Source organism: Polyangium sp. 15x6 (assembly GCF_029960785.1).
GTDB lineage: Bacteria > Myxococcota_A > Polyangia > Polyangiales > Polyangiaceae > Polyangium.
Map to the genome: position 1 here is coordinate 64,100 of NZ_JASBQE010000008.1, position 23,143 is coordinate 87,242.

14 protein-coding genes are annotated in these 23,143 nt (G+C 68.8%); 8 read left to right on the forward strand and 6 right to left on the reverse strand.

From position 1 onward, the window contains the following. Positions 1 to 12: 12 nt before the first annotated feature. The 3 genes from QHF83_RS08620 to QHF83_RS08630 are packed head-to-tail and all read right to left on the reverse strand — an operon-like array spanning position 13 to position 2,073. Positions 13 to 852 carry a DUF2520 domain-containing protein gene (locus QHF83_RS08620; RefSeq protein ID WP_282417284.1) on the reverse strand — a complete coding sequence of 280 codons (840 nt, stop codon included), beginning with the start codon at positions 850 to 852 and terminating at the stop codon, positions 13 to 15. After that, a complete protein-coding gene (gene nadD, locus QHF83_RS08625; protein WP_282417285.1) occupies positions 852 to 1,454 on the reverse strand; it encodes a nicotinate (nicotinamide) nucleotide adenylyltransferase in 603 nt (200 codons plus the stop codon). Before nadD ends, QHF83_RS08620 begins: the two co-directional genes overlap by 1 nt. After that, on the reverse strand, positions 1,435 to 2,073 hold the full coding sequence (locus tag QHF83_RS08630; protein ID WP_282417286.1) for a hypothetical protein: 639 nt from the start codon (positions 2,071 to 2,073) through the stop codon (positions 1,435 to 1,437). Before QHF83_RS08630 ends, nadD begins: the two co-directional genes overlap by 20 nt. A 91-nt stretch (positions 2,074 to 2,164) precedes the next feature. Here QHF83_RS08630 and QHF83_RS08635 point away from each other — a divergent pair, with 91 nt between their 5' ends. Next, positions 2,165 to 3,406, forward strand: coding sequence for a 2Fe-2S iron-sulfur cluster-binding protein (locus QHF83_RS08635; protein WP_282417287.1), 1,242 nt, complete (start codon positions 2,165 to 2,167; stop codon positions 3,404 to 3,406). Here the strand turns inward: QHF83_RS08635 and QHF83_RS08640 are convergent. Then, a complete protein-coding gene (locus QHF83_RS08640; RefSeq protein WP_282417288.1) occupies positions 3,393 to 4,073 on the reverse strand; it encodes a heme exporter protein CcmB in 681 nt (226 codons plus the stop codon). The two genes, QHF83_RS08635 and QHF83_RS08640, sit on opposite strands and share 14 nt — an antisense overlap. Before the next feature lie 95 nt (positions 4,074 to 4,168). Here QHF83_RS08640 and gltX point away from each other — a divergent pair, with 95 nt between their 5' ends. From gltX to QHF83_RS08660, 4 genes are all read left to right on the forward strand, one after another. Then, positions 4,169 to 5,629: a glutamate--tRNA ligase gene (gene gltX / locus QHF83_RS08645; RefSeq protein ID WP_282417289.1), complete on the forward strand. Its 1,461-nt coding sequence runs from the start codon at positions 4,169 to 4,171 to the stop codon at positions 5,627 to 5,629. Between the two features lie 6 nt (positions 5,630 to 5,635). Then, positions 5,636 to 6,592, forward strand: coding sequence for a CPBP family glutamic-type intramembrane protease (locus QHF83_RS08650; protein ID WP_282417290.1), 957 nt, complete (start codon positions 5,636 to 5,638; stop codon positions 6,590 to 6,592). Positions 6,593 to 6,685: 93 nt separating this feature from the next. Further along, positions 6,686 to 7,372, forward strand: a complete 687-nt coding sequence (locus QHF83_RS08655; RefSeq protein ID WP_282417291.1) for a lytic transglycosylase domain-containing protein — start codon at positions 6,686 to 6,688, stop codon at positions 7,370 to 7,372. A gap of 324 nt (positions 7,373 to 7,696) precedes the next feature. Then, entirely contained in the window at positions 7,697 to 9,079 is a 1,383-nt protein-coding gene (locus QHF83_RS08660) for a KamA family radical SAM protein (RefSeq protein WP_282417292.1), read from the forward strand. A 331-nt stretch (positions 9,080 to 9,410) separates the two neighbouring features. Here QHF83_RS08660 and QHF83_RS08665 read toward each other — a convergent pair whose 3' ends face one another. Continuing rightward, positions 9,411 to 10,625 carry a WYL domain-containing protein gene (locus QHF83_RS08665; RefSeq protein WP_282417293.1) on the reverse strand — a complete coding sequence of 405 codons (1,215 nt, stop codon included), beginning with the start codon at positions 10,623 to 10,625 and terminating at the stop codon, positions 9,411 to 9,413. A gap of 256 nt (positions 10,626 to 10,881) precedes the next feature. Here QHF83_RS08665 and QHF83_RS08670 point away from each other — a divergent pair, with 256 nt between their 5' ends. From QHF83_RS08670 to QHF83_RS08680, 3 genes are all read left to right on the forward strand, one after another. Then, on the forward strand, positions 10,882 to 14,892 hold the full coding sequence (locus QHF83_RS08670) for a MopE-related protein (protein ID WP_282417294.1): 4,011 nt from the start codon (positions 10,882 to 10,884) through the stop codon (positions 14,890 to 14,892). A gap of 596 nt (positions 14,893 to 15,488) precedes the next feature. Further along, positions 15,489 to 19,505, forward strand: a complete 4,017-nt coding sequence (locus tag QHF83_RS08675) for a MopE-related protein (protein WP_282417295.1) — start codon at positions 15,489 to 15,491, stop codon at positions 19,503 to 19,505. Next, complete coding sequence (locus QHF83_RS08680; RefSeq protein ID WP_282417296.1) at positions 19,505 to 22,282, forward strand: MopE-related protein; 2,778 nt, start codon at positions 19,505 to 19,507, stop codon at positions 22,280 to 22,282. Before QHF83_RS08675 ends, QHF83_RS08680 begins: the two co-directional genes overlap by 1 nt. Positions 22,283 to 22,375: 93 nt before the next feature. On the opposite strand, the gene QHF83_RS08685 is transcribed toward QHF83_RS08680, so the two are convergent. Beyond that, a complete protein-coding gene (locus tag QHF83_RS08685; RefSeq protein WP_282417297.1) occupies positions 22,376 to 22,978 on the reverse strand; it encodes a hypothetical protein in 603 nt (200 codons plus the stop codon). Between the last annotated feature and the right edge of the window lie 165 nt (positions 22,979 to 23,143).

Below are 23,143 nucleotides of genomic sequence, written 5' to 3' on the forward strand. Positions count from 1 at the left end.
CCGCAACGTTTTTCAGGCGCCGCTTGGCGGCTTTTCCAGCACCGTGACGATGGCGTCGAAGCTTTCCGCTGGCGCATCGCCCAGGGCGCGCGCGAGCGGCACCTGCAGCTTCGAGGCCGCCACGTAGAGCGGCACGAGGTGCGGCGCCGCGCGCGAGAGCATCTCGAGGTGCCGCCCCACGCCCGCCGCGTCCCCGCGCCGCACCGGGCCCGTGAGCGCCGCCGGCAAACCCATCGTTTCCACGTTGTCCGCGACGCTTCGAAGGAGCGGGCCCAACATGGCCGCCGCCGTATCCGCCGGCACGCCTGCGCGTCCGAGCAGATCCACCCCGCCCGCGGCGAGCGCCGCGGCCCCGTTCGCCACGAGCCCGGCCGCCGCGTGATAGAGCACGCGATCGAGCCCGGGGATGGTCCGCGGCGTCATCCCGAGCTTCCGCCCGATCGCCGACGCGGCCTTCACGGCGCGCGCGTCTCCGTCCACGTGGAGCTGCCCGCGCGTGAGCGACGGCGTTACCTCTGGCGACGCGAACGAGATCATCGGGTGCATCTGCGCGACCGCGACGTTCTCGCTCCGGAGCGGCGCGAGCGGCTCCGGGCCGAGCGCGCCCGCGCAATGCACCACCACGGCCTTTTTGTGCCCCAACAATCCAGCGTCCCGGATCCGCTCCGCGAGCGGCTGGAGATCCCGATCCCGCACCGCGAGGATCACGAACGGCGCGTCGATGCGCCGCGAAGGCAGCCCTCGCCGTTGCGGGCGCAGCGTCACCACGTACCCCGCGCTGCGCAGCGCCCGCGCGAGGCCCGCGCCGACCTTGCCCGCGCCCAGGATGAACACCCGGTTCTTCTCGGCCATCAGCTCCTCCGGTAGAGCCCCCGCTCGGCCGCGTACGCGAGCACCTCGCGCGGCACGAGCTTCTTCACGCGCTCGATCTTTCCGCAGCCGATCGCGTCGCGCACCTCGGTGCTCGAGATCTTCGGTAGCATCGGCTCCGGCGCGTCCTCGGTCGTCACGCCCGCGCGGCCCACGAAGAGCGGCGGCGCGATCTCCTCGATCCGATCGAAGCGGTGCCACTTCGAGAGGTCCGCGATCACGTCGGCGCCGAGCAAGAGGCGCATCGACCAGTCCGGGTGCTCTGCCGCGAGATGCTCGAGCGTCCGCAACGTGAGGCTCTCGCCGCCGAGCTCGCGCTCCACGGTGGAAACGCGGACGCGCGGGATCCAGGCGAACGCGAGATCGCACATCGCGAGGCGATCCTCGAACGGCGCGAGCTCCTTGGCGAACGGGTGCCTGTAGACGGGCACCACGAGCACCTCGTCCACGGGCTCCGTCGACAGCACGTACACCGCCGCGAGCACGTGCGCGACATGCGGCGGGTTGAAGCTCCCTCCGAACACGGCGACCCGACGCCGCGGCGCGGGCACGGGCGCCCCCGGCTCATCCGCTGCTCTTGCCATCCTGCACCCGCATCTTGATGCCGGGCAGGCTTGGCCCTCCGCCCAGCATGTCCTCTGCGGTGACCGCCCCGCTCGCGTTCCGGATCTCCACGCGCACCCCGCCCGACTCCGCCTCTTCGAGCACGGCCATGCCTCCGCCCGGCGTACCGATCGGCCCCGGCGAGACGAACATCCTCGAGCCGATCCGCTTCATCGTCGGCTCCTGGCTCCGCCCGAACACGAGCAAGCTCGCGGCCGCGATGTCGTCCTGATCGAGGATCGCCTTGTCGTAGACGAACACCGCCACGCGCCCATCGACGAGCTCGATCGAACGGAGCTGCCGGCTCGGGATGCTCGTCAGCGCGCGCAGGCGCGACCGCGCGCGCTCGGCCGCGACGTACGCGTCGATCGCCTCCGGCGTCGCGCGCGCGCATCGCACGGCGGCGCGGGAGAAGAGGAGGTCCTCGCTCGGGTTCGCGTCGACGAGCTGGTACGCCCAGGCCTTCGCCACGAGATCGAGCGCGCCGTCGTCGGACAGGTAGATGATCTTGTCGACCTGGACCTCGTCCAGCAGGAGCTGTGCCGCCCGTGCAAGCGCGGGCAGATCTCTGTTGGCCGGTCCGAGGATGCCTAGGCGCATCGGTTCGAGAGGGTAGATCAGGCGCGAGTCCTCGTGGACCTTTGTTTGCGGGGGCCACCCCCGAGTTTGCCGTGCTATAGGGCCCTGGCCCATGTTCCGGCGTACGCGGGCCTTCCGAGATCCGGTCACGATCCACCTCGACGGCTCGCCGGTGCGGGCCGAGCGGGGCGAGCCGCTCGCTGCCTCGCTCCTCGCCGAGGACAAGTTCATCCTGGCGCGGAGCCCCAAGCTCCACCGCCCGCGCAGCGCGAGCTGCTTCCGGGGCGGGTGTGACGGCTGCCTCATGCGCGTCGACGGCACGCCGAACGTGATGACGTGCCTCCACGCGACCCGGGGAGCAGAAGAGATCGAGGCCCAGAACGTCGTCGGCTCACGCCAGGCCGACCTCCTGCGCGTGACGGACTGGTTCTTCCCGAAGGGCATCGACCATCACCACTTCATGGCCGGCGTCCCTGCGCTCGGAACCCTCATGCAGACGATGGCCCGCAAGATCGCGGGGCTCGGGCGGATGCCCTCGGAGATCGAGGCGCCGCGGCCCGCGCGTATTCTCGAGGCCGACGTCGTGGTCGTGGGCGCGGGCCTCGCGGGCCTCGTCGTCGCGCAGAAGCTCGGCGCCGCGGGCGCGCGTGTCGTGGTCGTCGACGATGGCCTCTCGCTCGGCGGCTCGCTCCTCGCCCTCCCCGATCACGCGCCGCGCCTCGCATCGATCCGCGCGACCGGCGAGCTCGTCTTTTCGCGAGCCACGGCGGCAGGCGTCTACCTCGGGGACCTCCTCGTCGCTGCGGAAGAAGGCGCCGTCGTGGTGCGCGCGCCTGCCAAGGTCTTTGCCACGGGCGCGCACGACGGCGTAGCGGCCTTCCCGGGCAACGATCTTCCGGGCGTCTTCTCGGCGCGCGCGCTCTGCCTCCTTCATGCGTACGGCATCGAGCCCGACGGCCCCGTCGTCGTCGCGGGCGAGGGTTTCTGGGCGGACGAGCTCGCGCGGCGGCTCGGGGATCGCGTCGTGCGCTCCGCGGCGTCGGCCCTCGCGGGCGTCGAGGGCACGGGACAAGTGAAGCGTGTTCTCTTGCGCGAGAGCGTCGAAGAAGAGCGCCGCATCGACGCGGAGATCCTCGCCCTCGCGCTCCCCGGCGCTCCTGCGTTCGAGCTCGCGGCGCAGGCCGGGGCCGAGGTTCGCTTCGATCCGGCGCGCGGCTACGCGGTCGCGTGTGATGAAGACGGCGCGGCCGGCGAAGGGATCTGGGCCGTCGGTGAGTGCACCGGCATCGACTTCGATCCCGACCTGATCACGGCCGCCGCCGAGCGCTGCGCCGCTGCGGTCATGCGTCGATGAGCGTATCGAACAGCCCCACGCCGCCTGCGGTGAACACCGTTCCGAACACGCCCATCAGCGCGAGGTAATCGAAGAGCTCGCTCGTCTCCGCGCCGCCGAAGAGCTCGCGTGTGCCGGCCACGGCGGCGAGCAGCGTCGGCGCGAGCAACGGGAAAAACACGCTCGCGAGCACGAGATCCCTCGCCCGCGTGCGCACCGTCATCGCGCCGAACAACGTCCCCACCGCGGCGATCCCCGGCGTCGCGAACAGCGCGATCAGGAGGAGCCCCGGCGCCATCCGGATCAGATCGACGGAGAAGAGCAGCGCGCTCACGGGGACCACGATCACCTCCACGAGCCCCACGAAGATCGCCACGCTCACGGCCTTCCCCGCGAAGATCGCGCCGCGCGACACGGGGAGCACGAGCAAGCCTGCGAGCGCGTTCTCCTCGCGCTCGCGTTGCCACGTCCGCCCGACGGCGAGCACCGACGCGAACGCGACGGAGACCCAGATCACCCCGGGCGCCACGCCTTCCGTTGCTTCCCGTCCTGCGAAGAACGCGAGGGAGGCGATGACGGCGACGAGCACGGCGAAGAACCCGCTCGTGGTCACGATCTCGCCCGTGGACAGCTCGATGGCGAGGTCCTTGCCGGCGATGAGCGCTGCTTGCTTCAGGAATCGTTTCACGTGCGAGCTCGCAGCACGACGGTATACACGCGCTCGCCGAGCGTGAGCACGCCGAGGCCGACAATCGAACCGAAAAATGCTACAGCGCGGGCGCCATGGCACAAGGCAAGCCTCGCGTTCGATTCGCTCCCTCTCCGACGGGCTACCTCCACATCGGCGGGGTCCGGACCGCGCTCTTCAACTGGCTCTGGGCGCGCAAGACCGGCGGCACGTTCGTCCTGCGCATCGAGGACACCGACCAGGAGCGGAGCACGCCGGAGAACGAGGCGATCATCCTGCGCGAGCTGCGCTGGCTCGACCTCGGCTGGGACGAGGGCCCCGAGGTCGGCGGAGCGCACGGCCCGTACCGGCAGATGGAGCGGCTCCCGATCTACCAGGAGTTCGTGGAGAAGCTCATCGCGGCGGGCGCGGCCTATCGTTGTTATTGCACGAAGGAAGAGCTCGACGCCCAGCGCGAGGCCCTCCGGGCGCGTGATCCGAAGGCCCAGTTCCGTTACCCCGGCACCTGCCGCGACCGCACGGGCCCGGCTCCCGATCGCCCGTTCGTCATTCGCTTCCGCGCGCCGAGCTCGGGCTCCGTCACCTACCGGGATCTCGTCTTCGGCGAGGTCGTCACGCCGAACAACACGCAGCAGGACGCCGTGCTCATGCGTTCGGACGGCGTCCCGCTCTACAACCTCGGCGCGGTCGTCGACGACATCACGATGGGCATCACGCTCGTGGCGCGCGGCCGTGATCACATGATCAACACGCCGCCGCAGATCCTGCTCTACCAGGCGCTCGGCGCGGAGACGCCGCAGTTCGCGCACCTGCCGATGATGCTCGCGCCCGACGGCCAGAAGCTCTCGAAGCGGCACGGCGCGGTCTCCGTCGGCGAGTATCGCGAGCGCGGCATCTCCCCGGTGGGCCTGCTCAACTACCTCGTCCGCTTCGGCTGGTCCTACGGCGACGAAGAGATCTTCACGATGCAGGACCTCGCCCAGAAGTTCAGCTGGGAGAACTGCAGCAAGGCCGACGGCAAGTTCGACGCGAAGAAGCTCGCGGCGATCGCGTTCGAGCACCTCAAGTCCCCTGCGCTCACGCCCGACGACCTCTACCTCGACAGCACGCTCCCGTTCCTGGAGAAGCGCGGCCTTTCGGGCTCCGATCGCGAGTCGGTCCGCGCGGTCCTGCCGCTCATCCGCGAGCGCGCGCAGACGTTCGCCGACGCGGCCGACGCGCTCGATTACTTCTTCCGCGATCTGCCCGTGTACGACGAGAAGGCCGTGAAGAAATTCCTCGTTGCGGACAAGGCGCCGCACCTTCGTGCCGTGCGGGATCTCTTCGCCTCGACCGACGATTTCTCCGCGAAGAACCTGGAGGCGCGGTTCGGCGAGCTCCTCGCCGAGAAGAAGCTCGAGATCAAGGACGTGGCGCAGCCGGTTCGTGTCGCGGTCAGCGGCCGGACGGCGACGCCGGGGCTCTTCGACGTCCTCGCGCTCATCGGCAAGCCGCGCGTCCTCGCGCGCCTCGACCATGCGCTCTCCTTGATCGCTGCGTCGTCCGGGGCGAGCTGAGCCGCGATGTTCGATCTCGCCTCGACGCTCCTCGCCGCGGCGGCGGGCCCGACGGGCGCGCGCGCCGCGCCGACGCTCCTCGAGACGTCGACCAAAGCCCTCTTCCCCGTCGCCGCGTACCTCGCGCTCGCGCCCGTCCTCTGGTTCTTCTTCCGCGGCACCTGGCGCGAGCTCGACGTCGCGGCGCACGAGCACCAGCGAAAAACCCTCGCCTCGGGCTCGTACGACTATCGCCCCGCGGTGCTCTTCGTGACCACCGCGCTCGTGCTCACGCTCCAGGAATACTATGGCGGCCGTGATTTCTATGAAAATCACCTGAAGCCATTCCTGCGCGAGCTCGAAAAGCAGGGCGGATTCGGTGTCGATCTCCGCAAGTGGAACGAGCTCTACGGCTACGGCTGGTGGGCATTTACGCGCGTGTTCGGGTACGTGGCCGTCCCGATGATCATCTGGAAGATCTGCTTCCGGAGGGACAGCCTGCTCGACATGGGCTTACGGGTCCGCGGCTTCTTGAAGCACGCGTGGATCTACGGGCTTTGCCTCGCGGTCGTGGTCCCGGCGGTCGTGATCGTCTCGCGGGCCCCCGATTTCGGCACGTATTACCCGTTCTACAAGCAATGCTCCCGCTCGTGGTTCGACCTCGCGATGTGGGAGATGATGTATTTTGCGCAGTTCTTCGCGCTCGAGGTCTTCTTCCGGGGCTTCTGGCTCTCGGGCCTGCGCACGACGCTCGGCTCCGGGGCGATCTTCGCGATGTGCGTGCCATATTGCATGATCCATTATGGCAAGCCTTACCTCGAAGCGGCTGGCGCCGTGGTCGCGGGCATCGCGCTCGGCTCGCTCGCGATGCGCACGAAGAGCATCTACTCGGGCTTCCTCGTGCACGTGACGGTGGCGCTGCTCATGGATTTGCTGGCGCTCTCGCATCGAAACGCGCTGCCCACGTCGCTCTGGGGGCCCTGATCCCCGAGCCGCCCGGTTCGCGGGAAGCTCCGGCCCACCTCGCCGGTTCGGCCCCTGATGCCGCCGCCCGATCGTGTGCTATCCTGGCCTCGCTTGGCCGCCTTTTCCCTCCCCTCCGCCCGCGCCGTCCTCGGCCTCCTCGGCCTCGGGGCGGCGCTGCTCGTCGTCCCTGGCCACGCGCGCGCCGATATTTACACCTACACGGACGCGCAAGGAAACGTGCACGTCACGAGCCAGCCCGTCCAAGGTGGAAAATCGGGCGGAAAGATGGATCGGATCACGAGCGGGGACGGCACGAAATCGCGCAAGAAGGCCGCCCAGCTTTTCACGGTGTCGATGCCGAGCGACCGTTCGCCGGAGCGTTTTGGACGGTACGACTCGTGGATCCGAGAAGGCGCGCGTCTTTATCGCCTCCCGGAGGAGCTGATTCGCGCGGTCATCAAGTGCGAGAGCGACTTCGATCCGCGCGCGGTCTCGCCCACGGGCGCGCAGGGCCTGATGCAGCTCATGCCGGCGACGGCGCTGCGAATGCAGGTGCGTGACGCCTTCGATCCTCGCGAAAACATCCTCGGCGGCTCGCGATATCTGCGCGTGCTCGCGAACATGTTCAACGGCGATCTCGAGCTTACGGTGGCCGGATACAATGCGGGCGAAAATGCCGTGATGAAGTACCAGGGCATCCCGCCGTACGAAGAGACGCAAGGGTACGTCGGGTGCGTGGTTGGCCATTACCGCACGTTCAAGGCCCTCAACGGTGAGGGGCTCCGGTCGGCCCGCTAGAACATCGATCGGTTTGCAACCTCTCGATGTTCTAGCTCTTTTGTCCCGAGGGAAGCTCGCTTCGCGATCTTCCGAGCATCGAACCGGTCGATGCTCTAGGCGAGCCTTCCTCTGCCCCCCACACCCCCGCCTGCTCGCGCGGGGAGCGGATGCAACGCAGCGCAGCAATCGGGAGGCATCACGAGTCCCTGGAGACCCCGGGGCCGTCCCTGTGCTAAGATCGGCGCTTCCTGCGGGTTGCACGGACGCCCGATTGTTCTATATGGCGCTCGTCAGCCGGGCGAGCCCGAGGGCCGCCGTCAATCACCCGCTTGGGGGCGCACCATGACTGCCCAAAGCCTCGTCGAGCTCAGCAAACGCACCTACGAAATCGTCCCGCTCAAGCCCCCCGTCGATCCGGCGAGGCTCGAGTACAAGAACTTCAAGGAAGCGCCGGACTGGCGGAGAATTCCCGCCTATGCCGACGTCACCGAGGAGCAATTCCTCGATCACCGCTGGCAGTCGAAGAAATCGATCACCCGGCCCGACAAGCTACTCGAAGCCCTGCGTGATCTCGTCTCCGAGGAGTTCATCAAGGACGCGACCGAGGGCTTTGCCCGCGCGCCGATGAGCGTGCGCGTCTCGCCGTACCTGCTTTCGCTCATCGACTGGAACGACCCCTATCGGGACCCGCTGCGCACCCAGTTCATCCCGCTGAAATCGCGCTTCTTGCCGGATCACCCGAAGCTCGGGCTCGACTCGCTGCACGAGCGCGCGGACGCGCCGGTCCCAGGGCTCACGCACCGCTACACCGACAAGGCCCTCTTCCTCCCGCTCGATACCTGCCCGGTCTACTGCCGCTTCTGCACGCGCAGTTATGCGGTCGGCATCGACACCGAGGAGGTCGAGAAGACCCACTTCAAGGTCGACGAGGATCGCTGGCGGGCCGCGTACACCTACATCTCCTCGCGGCCCGAGCTCGAGGACATCGTGGTCTCGGGCGGCGACGCGTACAACCTGCGCCCCGAGCAGATTCGCTCGATTGGCGAGACGCTGCTCGGCATGCCGAACATCCGGCGCATCCGCCTCGCCACGAAGGGCCCGGCCGTGATGCCGCAGAAGATCCTGACGGATAGCGAGTGGATCGACGCGGTCACGTACATCGCCGACCTCGGCCGCAAGCTGCACAAAGAGGTCGCGGTCCACACGCACTTCAACAACCCGAACGAGATCACGGGCATCACGCGCGACGCGATGCAGAAGCTCTTCGAGCGTGGGATCCGCGTGCGCAACCAGAGCGTGCTCATCCGCGGCGTGAACGACGATCCGGAGACGATGAAGCTCCTCGTCAAGCGCCTCGGCCACCTCAACGTGCAGCCCTATTATGTGTACGTGCACGACCTCGTGAAGGGCGCCGAGGACCTGCGCACCACCGTGGCCACGGGCGAGCTCATCGAGAAGCACGTGCGCGGATCCACCGCGGGCTTCAACACGCCGACCGTCGTCGTCGACGCCCCCGGCGGCGGCGGCAAGCGCGACGTGCACTCCTACGAGTTCTACGATCGCACCACAGGCATCAGCATCTTCGAGGCCCCGAGCGTCAAGCCCGGCCAGAAGTACCTCTACTTCGATCCGATCGATCGCCTCCCGGACGAGGGCCGCGCCCGCTGGGCCGACCCGCGCGAGCATCAGGCGATGATCGACGAGGCGATGCGCGCGATCTCCTGAGCGACCGCTGCGCTGGGGCGTTGCCCCAGGCCCCACCAGGGGCTCTCCGCCCCTGGACCCGGACCAGCGCAAGCGCTGGACCCGGGGTCGATGAACTGCGCGATGCGCAGTTCATCGAACAGGCCGAGGCAAGACCGGCAACGAGTCTGCCGATCAAGACAGCCGCGCTGACATCAACCTCGATGGTCTTGCCACCGACCTGTGGAAGAACCGCGCATCGCGCGGTTCTTCCAACCCGAGTCCAGGGCTTGCCCTGGTTCGGGTCGAGGGGCGAACAGCCCCCGCGGGGCCCGGGGCAGAGCCCCGGCGCGGCGGCTCCAACAAAAGCCCCTCACGACGAGCGGCTCTTCTTCACCTTTGGCCGATCCTCGGGATCGGCCTCGTAGTTCGCCACGGCCTGCTCGAGCTCTCGCTTCACGCGCGTCACGAGATCGGCTGGCTCGAGCACGCGTGCCGTCTCGCCGAAGCCGAGGACCCACGACGTCAGCTCCGTCATGTCGCCGATGTCGAGCGAGAGCCGCACGCCTCCGCCTTGCAGCTCCTCGATCACCTGCGACGGGTGCACCTTTCGGGTCCGTACGAAGTCGGCGACCTTTGCGCTGAAGTCGATCACCACGTGCGTCGACGCGCCGCCCGACCAGATGCCGAACGTCCCCTGGAAGTAGTCTTCGACCCGGAAATCTGCGGGCAAGTCGAAGCGCTCCGTCGTCGCGCACTCGGTGTCGCGCATGCGGTCGAGCAAGAACGTGCGGATCTCGCCGCGACCGGCGTGCAGACCGACGCAGTAGATCGCGTCCTTGTAGAGCACCATCGCGTACGGGTGGATGACGACCTTGTCTTCGCGCCCGTCCTTTGCGCGGCGATACCGGCACGAGAGCGGCCGCAGATCGGCGACCGCCTGGAAGAGATCGTCGAGCGCCTCCGTGTGCGCCGCGTAGTCCTTCGGCGCGAACGGCAGGTAGAGGAAACGCTCTTCGAGGCGCGCGTCCGCCACGCCTGCGTTCGGGCCGCGGCCGGGGCGGCGCGCGACGCCGAGGAGCTGCTGCGCTGCGAGATCGATCTCTTCGTAGAGCGTCGAGCCGCGCATCGGCTCGAACAAGCGCCGCGCGGCGAGCAGCGCGTAGGCCTGCGTCCGGCGGACCTCGACGCGGCGGGGCGCTTCGCCGGGGGCGAGACGCCAGAGGCGCGTCCCGCCGGGCTTGCTCGTGGTCGAGACGAGATCGAGATCGCGCCGCACCTCCGCTAGGTAGCGGCGCATCGATCGCGGCGTCACGTCGAGCTCGCGGGCGAGCTCGTAGATCGTCAGGCCCTTCGGGTGCCGCTGCAAAAGCGCGCGCAGCGTGTCGAGGCGCCGGTGCTGCGTGAATGGCCCCTTGGGCCGACCGCGCGGGCGCGTGGACGACGCGGATGATCCGCCTTGAGGGCTCGCTTGCGGCGCTCTTGCTTCGGACGCTGCGGCGCGGCCCGCGGCGGCGAGCGAGGCGGGCGCGGCGCGGCGCGCGGAGGAGAGGGCATCGCGTCCACTGCTCGAAGTGCTGGATCCCACGGTATACACTTCGTTTATCGCAACGCGCGCCTCCGGGAAAGCGCGTTCGTGGCCGCGCCCGACGGGCTTCGCTTGCTCCGGCCTCTCCGGGCGCTCCTCCGGGGTTCGTCCGGGTGCACGGCTCGGGGATCGGGCCTCGGGCGCGCGCATCCACGTCGAATGCTTGACGGCCTGCGCGGCGGCCTTCTTCTGAAGTTGGGAACATCGCGCCTTGCTGGATCGCGCGCATGCGTGCGACCATGGACCATTGGCGCGCGTGCGTCCTCTGCAGTTCCTCCGCGACCCGGGGGAGGTGCGGGGCTCGCCCGATTCGGGCCAGCGGGGACAGGACACGATGTTCACCAGGGTTCGTACACTTCTTGGGCAGCGCTCGGTGCAGGTGAAGGTCGGGACGATCGTCGGCCTCGCCGCCACGCTCGCCGCCGTGCGCCCGGCGCTCGCGGAGCCGGCGGCGTGTTTGTCCTTCGATCCTGCGGCGTGGCCGGCGCCGTCGAAGCCCTACTTCATGGTCATGTTCGACACGTCCGGATCGATGACGAGCGCCGTGGCCGGCACGCCGAACTCGTGCGGCTACGTGAACGACCGCCTCGGGCATGGCCGTTGCGCCATGAAAAACACCTTCCAGGCGTTCGCGGGGCAGGCGAATTTCGGGCTCGCGACCTTCGCCAAGGTCCAGAAGGGCTGTGACGCCGCGTGTACGCCCGCGGCCTGCCTTCACAGCGACTTCCCGAACTACGCCCCCATCCCGGGGTGCGGCACGGAGCCCGAGGAATGCGGCAACCCGCCCGTGGCCCAGCCGAACTCCGGCTGCCGCGACGGCGCGAACATCGTCGTCCCGCTGCTCATCGACAACTATTACAATCCGCCGCCGAACGTCTCGAACATCGGCGAGCTCCTCAAGTGGGTCGACAACGACTGCTCGGATCAGAAGGAGCTCTTCGCGCAGGGCAACACGCCTCTGAACGGCATGCTGCGCAGCGCCTACCGGTACTTCGCCGAGGGCTGGGCGAGCCCCGTGGTCGCGGGTCTCGTGCACCCCTCGCCGCTCGGGACTCTCGCGCAGGGTGAGCGGCCCTGTCGATCGGTCAACGTCATCCTCGTGACCGACGGCGGCGAGAACTGCGACACCGTCGAGGACGCGAAGGACGCCGCGGCGGATCTGCTCACGGGCTTCACGAAGGGCGGCATCACCTGGAGCATCAAGACGCACGTCATCGACTTCGGCCAGGTCGGCTCGCAAGCCGACCAGATCGCGGCCGCCGGCGGCACGGGCGCGGCGCGGGATGCGACGAACGAGGCCTCGCTCAGCCTGGCCTTCGCGAACATCATCGCCGGCTCGATCAAGCCCGAGAGCTGCAACAACGCCGACGACAACTGCAACGGCTGCACCGATGAGGGCTTCGTCCACTACTGCAACAAGGGGCAAACCTGCTGCGCCTGGGCGACGCCGGCCCAGCGCGCGACCTGCCTCTCGACGTACCAGGCCACGATCTCCGCGGCCGATCCCGACGGCGATCTCACGAAGCTGCCGTGCACGACGGCGGCCCAGCAGCAGGATCCGGCGAACTGGCTCTGCTTCAACCCGAAGGAGACCTGCGACAACGTCGACAACAACTGCGATCCCGAGGCCACGATCGACGGCGACCCGCCGAACACGGTCGACGAGGGCGTCTTCAAGTGCGGCAACCCCCTGCACTGCCCCGTCGCCGAGATCTGCAATGGCCAGGACGACGACTGCGACGGGCTCACCGACGAGGGACTCGGCGCCTCCTGCACCTGCAAGCCCTCGCCCGAGGTCTGCGACGGCTGCGACAACGACTGCGACGGCGTCGCGGACAACGGCATCCCCGCGATCCCCTGCGGCCTCACGACCCCGGCGAACTGCGCGGGCACGCTTTCGTGCAAGCCGCCGCAGAACGTGCCCATCGGGACGTGCGTGCCGAGCGGCGGGTACAACGCCTGCCAGAACAATCCGATGACCGAGACGTGCGACGGCGTCGACAACGACTGCGACGGCACGATCGACGACGGCGTCGCGGCGACCGAGTGCGTGCCCGCGGGCACGCCGTCGAACCTGAACTACGGCCCGAACAGCCAGTGCAAGAAGGGCACGCAGCCCTGCGGATCGAGCGTCTGCTCGGGCTTCGTGGGGCCGAGCGCCGAGATCTGCGACGGCATCGACAACGACTGCGACGGCACCGTCGACGAGAGCCCCTTCGGCGTCGGCACGCCGTGCGGCGTGAACCAGCCGCCGTGCACGACGGGCCTCACGGCCTGCGTCAACGGCGCGCTCGTCTGCCAGGGCGGCGCGCAGCCCCAGGCCGAGGTCTGCGACGGCAAGGACAACGATTGCGACGGCTCGATCGACGAGACGCCGCTCGCGGATGCGCCGGCCGCCGGCATGAACGGGTGCTGGACGAACCCCGGCAATTGCTGCACGTTCGGCAACCTGCAATGGTGCCCGCCGCCCGGCGGGACCTGCAATGGCACGGGCACGCTCACGGCGCCCTGCAACACCGGCAAGCTCGTCTGCCAGGGCCTGCAGAAGTGGGTGTGCGCGACGCCGAAGGCCCCCGAGCCCGAGGCCTGCGACGGCCTCGACAACGATTGCAATGGCATGGTCGACGACGGGAGCATCGCCCAGGTCGGTGAGCCCTGCGGGAGCGACACCGGCGAATGCCAGATCGGCGCCCTCGCGTGCAGCGCCGGCGTGCTCGATTGCGTGGGCGACGTCGGCCCCACGCAGGAGCTCTGCGACGGCAAGGACAACGACTGCGACGGCACGATCGACAACGGCATCCTGGCCGGCGGCGCTTGCACCGTCGCGTACGACACGGCGCTTTACCCCGGCGATCGCAGCGCGGGCCCGTGCCAGCCGGGCGTCTTGCAATGCGACGGCCTGGGCGGGGCGAGCTGCACGGGCGGCATCGGCCCCTCGCCGGAGGTCTGCGACGGCCTCGACAACGATTGCGACGGCAAGGTCGACGAGAGCGGCCCCGCGCCGGACGGCATCGACGGCTCAGCGAACCCCGCCCCGCCGCCGGCCGTGAACATCGGCGATCCTTGCGGCCTCAACGTCGGCGTCTGCGCCGAGGGCACATATGGCTGCGTCAATGGCCAGGTCACGTGCGTCGGCGGCATGGAGGCCACGGACGAGTCCTGCGATTGCCTCGACAACGACTGCGACGGCACGAGCGACGAGCAGGATCCGGGCAAGCCGAAGCTCTGCAGCACGGGCAAGGAGTGCGTGAAGAGCGGCAATGCGTGCGCGTGCGCCTCGCCTTGCAAGGGCGGCGAGTTCCCCTGCCCGCCCGGCCAGAAGTGCGAGAACGTCACGAAGAGCGAGACCGGCGAGCCGCTCGCGTTCTATTGCGTCCCCGACAACTGCGGCGATTGCTCGGTGAAGACGGTCAAGGACGCGGCCGGCAACGTGATCTGCGCGCCTGCGAACACGCCGGCCGACGCGAATTGCAACAAGCCGCCCGTGTGCGTGTGCAAGGGCCAGCAGGGCTGCAAGGATCCTTGCGACGGCGTGAGCTGCCCGAGCGGCCAGGTCTGCGCGAATACCGGGTCGAACCTCGGCAAGTGCGTGGTGGACACCTGCTACAACGTGCCTTGCCTCGGCTGCAACAAGGCGTGCAACCTCGGCTCCTGCGTCGACAACCCCTGCGTACCCGGCGCTTGCCAGCCCGACGAGGTTTGCAAGCCGAGCGCCGATTTCACCACGTTCTCGTGCGTCCCGACCTGCGCGGGCGTCGATTGCGCGGCGGGCACGATCTGCAAGGACGGCGCGTGCGTTCCGACCTGCGATCCGGCGTGCGGCGCGGGCGAGACCTGTGACACGAGCCTGACCCCGCCGGCCTGCGTGCAAAACAAGTGCGCCGGGGCCTGCTCGAACGGCGGCTGCTGCGACCCGCTCACGGGCGCTTGCGGCAACTGCCCGTGCGAGGGCGTCCTTTGCCCGAGCGGCCAGGTTTGTCAGGGCGGCGAGTGCGTCGATCCCATGGGCGGCACGGGATCGAGCTCGAGTTCGGGCGGCGCGGGCGGCGCGGGCGGCGCGGGCGGCATGGCTGGCGCGGGTCCTGGCGCGGGCGGCTCCGCGGGGGCGCCCGACAAGGGCGTCTGGGGCCTCGCGACGGGCGGCGGCGGATGCGCTTGCTCCGCGGCCGGCGATGCGCGCTCGTCGGTTGGCTGGCTCGCGCTTCTCGGGTTGCCCTTGGCCTTCCTGCGCCGGCGGCGGTCGGGGCGCGACGCGAAGGCTGCGTAGCTCCACCATCGCATGGCTCACGGCCGCGGCGGGGCTCGACCTCGCCGCGGGTCGCCCATTTCATTCACCGGCACAGCCCTTGTTCGTGCTCGTGCCATTCATGCAATACGCATCCATGGCTCGCGACGTGTCGGCCCGCGGGCGGAGACGAGCCGATGGGCCGTGGCTCACGGCGCCGGCGAAGACCCCACGCCGGTTCGGCGCAGAGAACGAGCTCACTTCCTGCATCGTGGAGCAGAACCGCCAGCGCATCGACACCCGCTTCCCCCGGCACTCCACCTCCGACCCGCACGGAGCCCACCTCGGGGCACTACGCGGGCTACCCTGCCGAAATCACAGCGGAAAACGCCCCCTTGTCCGTCCCGATCAAGAGAGTTTACGCCTCGCACGAACTCTTGTAGGGTGAACGAGCATCATCTTCCCGGCTCTCGGGATCAGACGGAGCATCGTCCGATCGCCCGGTGCCGGGCGTGATGGAAACCCGTACGTCGAGGCAAACCTCTTTTGCAAAATTCGCGTTCGTCCCGTTCCTACTTTCCTTCGGCTGACACGCGTCGCTGCATGACGCGGTCGGGCCGGGGCTGGATCACGAGAACATGAACAGGACCCTCTTCTCTCGTAGCATTGGCCGTCGCAAGCTTGGTATCGCGTCGGTCCTCACTGGCGCGGCCCTCGTGGCCGCCGCGTCGCTCACGGCGCCGCTCGTCTCCGCACAGGAGCCTGCTGCGTGCCTGAGCGCGGATCCGAAAGACTGGCCTTCGTCCGCGAAGCCGTACTTCATGGTCGGGTTCGATACGTCCGGCTCGATGACGGACCCCGTCCAGTCGGGCGGTAACAATGTCCCGAGCTCCTGCGGATGGGGACCGAGCAAGATCGATCACGGCAAGTGCGCCCTCCGCAACATGTTCAAATCCTTCGGCGGGCAGGTGAACTTTGGGCTCGCCGCCTTCGCCCGAGGCAAGGCCGCGAGCTGCACGGCCACTTGCGCAGACGTGGGCACGGGTGAGGGTGACGGCAACGGTACGTGCTTTTGGTCGAGCTACCCGAGCGGCTCCAACCCCGATGGTGGGTGCGGGCAGGAGCCGACGAGCTTACCGAACTCCGAGGATCGTCGCGGCGCCGAGATCCTCGTCCCGATGCAGCTCGACAACTTCTACGCGCCGCCGCTCGAGGACACGAACATCCCCGAGCTCCTCAAGTGGGTCGACAACGATTGCTCGACGCACCCCACGAGGCCACTCAGCTACGAGCTCTGGGCCGAGGGCGGCACGCCGCTGAACGGCCTGCTCCGCGACATGTACAAGTACCTCTCGAACGAGTGGACGAGCACCAACGGCACGCCGACGTACGTCTCGCCGATCGCGCAGTCGGGCGAGCGCGCCTGTCGCTCCATCAACATTCTCTTCGTGACGGACGGCGACGAGAAGTGTGACGCCGAGGCCGATGCGGTGGACGCGGCCGCGGATCTCTACGCGGGCTTCACGAGGGGCGGGATCCAGTGGAAGGTGAAGACGCACGTCATCGCGTTCGGGACGGCGGCCACGCTCGCCAAGGCAAGCCAGATCGCAGCCGCGGGCGGCACGACCGCAGCCGTGAGCGCGGCGAACGAGACGCAGCTCTCGACGGCGCTCGCGAACATCATCGCCACTGCCATCAAGCCCGAGACCTGCGACAACGCCGATAACAACTGCAACGGCTGCACGGACGAGGGCTTCGCCCATTACTGCAACCAGGGGCAGACGTGCTGCACATGGTCGACGGCCGCCCAGCGCGCGACGTGCATGTCGACGTACCAGAGCACGATCACCGCGGCAAACCCGACCGGCGACCTGACGAAGCTGCCCTGTACGACGCCCACGCAGGCGACCCAGCCCGCCAACTGGCTCTGCTACAACCCCAAGGAGAGCTGCGACAACGTCGACAACAACTGCGATCCGGGGCCCGCGTTCGACGGCACCCCGGCGAACACCATCGACGAGGGCGTGACGAAGTGCGGCAACCCCGCGCACTGTCCCAAGGTCGAGACCTGCAACAGCGAGGACGACGACTGCGACGGGCAAACCGACGAGGGCGGCGTCTGCGTCGTCCCGTGCGTCGCCTCGCCGGAGATCTGCGACGGCTGCGACAACGATTGCAACGGCATCGCGGACGACGGCGCCCCGAGCGCCCCGTGTGGCCAGACCACCCCGGCGAACTGCGCCGGTACGCTGACGTGCAAGGCGGCGCAGAACGTGGCGCTCCCCGGCGCTTGCGTGGCGAACGGCGGGTTCAACGCCTGCACGAACAACCCGCAGATCGAGACCTGCGACGGCCAGGACAACGATTGCGACGGCACGATCGATGACGGCGTGCCGCCCGCGCAGTGCGTGCCCGTCGGCACGCCGTCGAACCTGAACTACGGCCCGAACAGCCAGTGCAAGAGGGGCACGCAGCCCTGCAATGGCACGTGCCAGGGCTTCATCGGGCCGAGCGCGGAGATCTGCGACGGCATCGACAACGATTGCGACGGCACGGTCGACGAGAGCCCGTTCGGCGTCGGAACGCCCTGCGGCAACAACCAGGCGCCCTGCACGACGGGCCTCACGGCCTGCGTCAACGGCGCGCTCGTCTGTCAGGGCGGCGTACAACCCGGCCCCGAGGTCTGCGACGGCGTGGACAATGATTGCGACGGCACGATCGACGAGACGCCGCTCGCGGACGCGCCGGCCGCCGGCATGAACGGGTGCTGGACGAACCCCGGCAACTGCTGCACGTTCGGCAACCTGACCTGGTGCCCGCCGACCGGCGCGACCTGCAATGGCACGGGCACGCTCATGGCGCCGTGCAACACCGGCAAGCTCGTCTGTCAGGGCTCGCAGAAGTGGGTCTGCTCGAATCCGAAGGCCCCGAGCCCGGAGGTCTGCGACGGCCTCGACAACAACTGCAACGGCACGCTCGACGAGGGCAACCTCCCGCAGGTCGGCACCCCGTGCGGCTCCGATCAGGGCGAATGCGCGCTGGGCACGCTCGCCTGCACTGCCGGTGTGCTCGATTGCGCGAACGACGTCGGCCCGGTGTCCGAGATCTGCGATGGCAAGGACAACGATTGCGACGGCGTGAACGACAACGGCATCCCCTCGGGCGGCCCGTGCATTCCGACGTACGACACCGCCCTGTATCCGGGCGATCGCAGCGCCTCGCCGTGCACGCCGGGTGAGTTCCTCTGCAATGGCGCGGCCGGCGTGGAGTGCCTCGGCGGCATCACGCCGCAACCCGAGGTCTGCGACGGCATCGACAACGACTGCGACGGCACGGTCGACGAGAGCGGCCCCGGGCCGGACGGCGTCGACGGCTCGATGAACCCGCAGCCCACGCCTGTCGGCAGCATCGGCCAGGCGTGCGGCGTGGAGACGGGCGAGTGCAAGCAGGGCTCGTTCGCCTGCGTGAACGGCGGGTTCGTCTGCACGGGCGAGATCACGCCGGTCCTCGAAGTCTGCGATTGCAACGACAACGACTGCGACGGCCAGAGCGACAACCCCAACAACGGCATTCCGCTGTGCAGCACCGGCAAGGAGTGCGTGAAGGGGAGCGCGGGCGTCTGCCAGTGCGCGAGCGCGTGCAACCCCGGCAAGGAGTATCCGTGCCCGCCCGGCCAGCAATGCCAGCAGGTGACGGAGAGCTCGACGGGCGAGAATCTCGGCTTCTACTGCGTGTCCGAGCCCTGCGTCGATTGCGAGCTGAAGACGGTCAAGGACGCGAACGGCAACGTGCTCTGCGCGCCCGCTGACACGCCGGCCGACGCGAACTGCAACAAGCCGCCCGTGTGCGTCTGCAAGGGCCAAGCGGGCTGCAAGGAGCCGTGCGACGGCGTGAGCTGCGGCGCCGGCCAGGTCTGCGCGAACCACGGACCGAACGCCGGCACGTGCGTGGTGGACAACTGCTACAACGTGCCTTGCAACGGCTGCAACAAGGTCTGCAACCTCGGCTCGTGCATCGACAACCCGTGCCAGCCGGAGAGCTGCCCGGCGGATCAGATCTGCAAGCCGAGCGCCGATTTCACCACGTTCACGTGCGTCTCGACCTGCGCGAACGTGGAATGCCCGGCGGGCCAGGTCTGCCAGGGCGGCACGTGCGTGGCCGCCTGCAGCCCGAATTGCGGACCCGATCAGTACTGCGACCTCGCCCAGACCCCGCCCACCTGCGTCCAGAACCAGTGCGCCGGCGCCTGCGCGAGCGGCGGCTGCTGCAATCCGGTGACGGGCGCCTGCGGCAATTGCCCCTGCGAGGGCGTCGTTTGCCCCGAGGGGCAGGTTTGTCAGAACGATTGCCCGCCGGGCGTCGCTTGCAACCGCGGTGAATGCGTCGAGCCCATGGGCGGCCCGGGCTCCACCTCGAGCTCGAGCGGCTCGGGCGGCGCGGGCGGAGACGGCGGCGCGGCTGGCAATGGCCCCGGCGCTGGCGGCTCGGCCGGCGCGGGCGACAATGGCGTGTGGGGCCTCGCGACGGGCGGCGGCGGTTGCGCTTGCTCCGCGGCCGGCGATACGCGCTCCTCGGCCGGGTGGCTCGCGCTCCTCGGTTTGCCCTTGGCCTTCCTCCGCCGGCGTCGGTCGGCGCGCAACGTGGAGGTTGCGTGATGAGCTTCTCTTCCAAACTCGGATGGCTCGCGGCCGCGGCGGGGCTCGCCCTCGCCGCGGGCTCCGCGGGATGCACCACCGAAGCATTCTGCTTCGACGATTGCGATAGCGGCTCGGGCACCGGCACCTCCAGCTCCTCCGGCACCGGCGGTACGGGCGGTGAAGGTGGATGCCTCTTCGGCTGCGGCGGCACGGGCGGCACGGCGGGCGCGGGCGGCAGCGGCGGCTGCGTGCCGTCCGACAGCGGTGTCGAGGAGTGCAACGGCAAGGACGACGACTGCAATGACAAGGTCGACGACCTTTCCGACTGGAGCACGCCCGAGGCCTGCGGCACCTGCGCCAACAATTGCTATCAGGTCCTGCTCAACACGGACCCCGACACCATCGCCTGCACCCCGAGCGCGGATCCGGGCAAGACCGACGGCACCTGCACCGGCCAGTGCGCGACCGATTACTACGACCTCGATCCGAGCGCGCCGGGCTGCGAGTATTACTGCGTCTCCGGCGGCGCCGACGACTCGCTCTGCAACAACAAGGACGACGACTGCGACGGCATCAAGGACGAGGACGTCGACCTCTGCACCAGCACGACCGATTGCGGCAAATGCGGGCGCACCTGCGTCGTCCTCCACGGCACGCCGGCCTGCACCAGCAATGCCGAGCCCGGACAGGCCTGCAACGACGGCAACACGCAATGCGTGATCCAGTCGTGTGAGCCTGGGTTCTATGATCTCGACGGCTCGTACGCAACGGGCTGCGAGTACCAGTGCAACATCACGAACGGCGGCGTCGAGATCTGCGGCGACAGCCTCGACAACGATTGCGACGGCAAGATCGACGACGCCGACGATCTCTCGGGTGACACGCAGCTCGGCCAGGATTGCTACGGCGATCCCAACGGCGAGTGCGCGACGCCCGCGCACCTCGGCAAGACCATCTGCCAGGGCAACAAGATCGTCTGCGCCGGGCCCAACGTCCTCGTCGAGAACCAGAACCCCGAGCTCTGCAACAGCCTCGACGACGATTGCGACGGCATCGTCGACGACAGCCCCACCGACGCCGGCAAGTCTTGCGGCATCAGCAACATCTTCCCCTGCGCTTTCGGCACCCAGCAATGCCAGAACGGCGCGCTCGTCTGCGTCGGCAACATCGATCCCAAGCCGGAGATGTGCGACGGCGAGGACAACGATTGCGACGGCACGATCGACAAGACCAATGGCAGCCCGCCCGCGGACGCCGTCGGCGCTTGTGACGTCCCGCCGAACCCGCCCGCGGGCGCGACCACGCCTTGCAAGGCCGGCACGAAGGCCTGCGTCGGCGGCGCCATCGTGTGCCAGAACTCCGTCAAGCCGGCCCCGGGCACGCAGGACGGCTGCAACATCGACGCGAACTGCGACGGTGCCCTGACGAACCAGCCCGACAAGCAGACCGACGTCAACAACTGCGGCATGTGTGGCAAGAGCTGCTACACGGGCGCGGTCCACTCCACGTGGTCCTGCGCCGCCGGCGCTTGCCAGTTCCAGGGCTGCGAGCCGGGGTATTACGATCTCAACAACGATCAGAAGTGCGAGTACGACTGCGACTTCATCTCGGCGCAGGAGACTTGCAACGGCCTCGACGACGATTGCGACGGCCAGATCGACGAGAACGTCATCGCCCCCTCGCCCACCCAGGTCTGCGGCGTCAGCCCCTCCGCGACCAAGCCCGAGTGCACCACCAACGTCAACGTCGCCTGCGTGATGGGCGCCTGGAAGTGCACCTTCCCCGCCGGCGTCTGCACCGGGGCCGCCCCGAACTACTGCACCGGCACGAACGAGCTCTGCGACGACTACGACAACGATTGCGACGGCGTCCAGAACGAGAACGTCGCCAACTGGAACAAGCCCTGTAACTCCGACGACGGCCTGCCCCCGCCCGGACACGGCGCCTGCCGCCAGCCGGGCACCTACATCTGCGACGGCACCATGGCCGTCAAATGCAGCGCCACGCCGGCGAACTGCGCCAGTTTGCCCGGTGGCTGCACCGAGGTGTGCGACGGCCAGGACAACGATTGCGACGGCATTGCCGACGAGCCTTTCAGCAACAAGGGCAGCAATGCCACGTACTACGTCAAGCCGACGGTCACGAAGCTCGGCTCGCAGAACAAGTGGATCATGACCTTCGAGGCCAGCCGCCCGAACGCCACCGCCGTCGTCCCCGGCACCGGCAATGGCTTCTGGACCAGCGCTCCCACGGGATCCACGCTCGACAAGACCCCGGCTTGCTCGGTCCAGGGGAAGATCCCCTGGTTCAACGTCAGCCCGCGTGAGGTCGAGCAGGTCTGCATCGCGGCCGGCGGCACCGTCTGCAGCACGGCCGATTGGCAGGCCGCCGCGCGTAACCCCGCGCCGGATGCTTGCCTCTGGGGCTACGCGCCGCTCTCCGCGTGCAAGACCGCGTTCGTGCAGAACGTCAAGTACTGCAACCTCGGCTTCTCGTACGACTTCTCCCCGGATGTCGGCATTCAGAACGGCCTGCTCGTCACCGGCGACACGGTCAACCTGAAGAACTGCTGGGTCGATTGGACCGGACAAACCAATCCCCAGATCTACGACATGACCGGTAACCTCCGCGAGATCACGAAGAGCGCGACCAACCAGTACCCGCTGCTCGGCGGCGCCTTCAACACGCAGGCTGAATCCGGCGCCCAGTCGGACTTCACCTTCTACACCGTCGATCAGAACTTCCAGTTCTTCGACACCGGCTTCCGCTGCTGCTTCACCTCGAACCCGGGCTGAAAAACCCCCCAACGAAAAAGCCCACGCTCCCGAAACCCGGGACGCGTGGGCTTTTTCATTCGGGGCCACGACGACGTGGCCCCCGCGCGGCGATCACCAGGGGCGATCGCGCATCGTCTGCTTGTACTTTTCCTTGTAAAGATCGTGGCACTTCTTGCAGGAGGCCTTCGCGCCGTCGAGGTCGCCGGCCTTCGCCTTGGCCACACCCTCATTCGAGATGGCGACCCAGCTCCCCATGCCGGGCGGCGGCTTGCCCGCGGTGTAGGCCAGGGCATTCGCGATCTTCGTCAGATCACCGCTCGACGTCGCCGAGGCCATGACCGTCTTCATCCAGCCCTGCATCGGGCAGGGCTTCTGCCCCTTGGCGCCGCAATCGAACGTCTTCGGGCCGGCCGCGGCGCTGGCCGCGGGCGCCGCGGAGCCGGCCGCGGGGGCCGCGGAGGCCGCAGCCACGGCGGCGGACCCCTCGGGCTCCACGGGGGCGGAAGCAGCGCTGTTCTCGGGCTTCGGGGCCTCGGCGCTCGGCGCGGGGGCCGCTGACGCGACCGGGGCCGCGGAGGCCGCAGGCGGCGTGTCCGCCGCGGCTGCGCTGGGCTTCGCCTCGGGCGAGGCGCCTTCGTTTTTCGCCTCACCACCGCCGCAGCCAACGGCCCCCGCGAGCGCCACGATCGCCGCGAACCGCACTCCCTGTCTCATCCTGCTCTCCTTACATGGTGGCGAAGATCGACCTTTCTCGGCCATCCTCGCATTCCTACTCGTCCGGCCCATGGTCCGGCCGCGCGGGGCAAGTTGCCCCGGCATTCGACTTTGATCCGTATCCACGGCCTGATGGCAAGACAAAAAAAGTGCCGATGTCTGCTC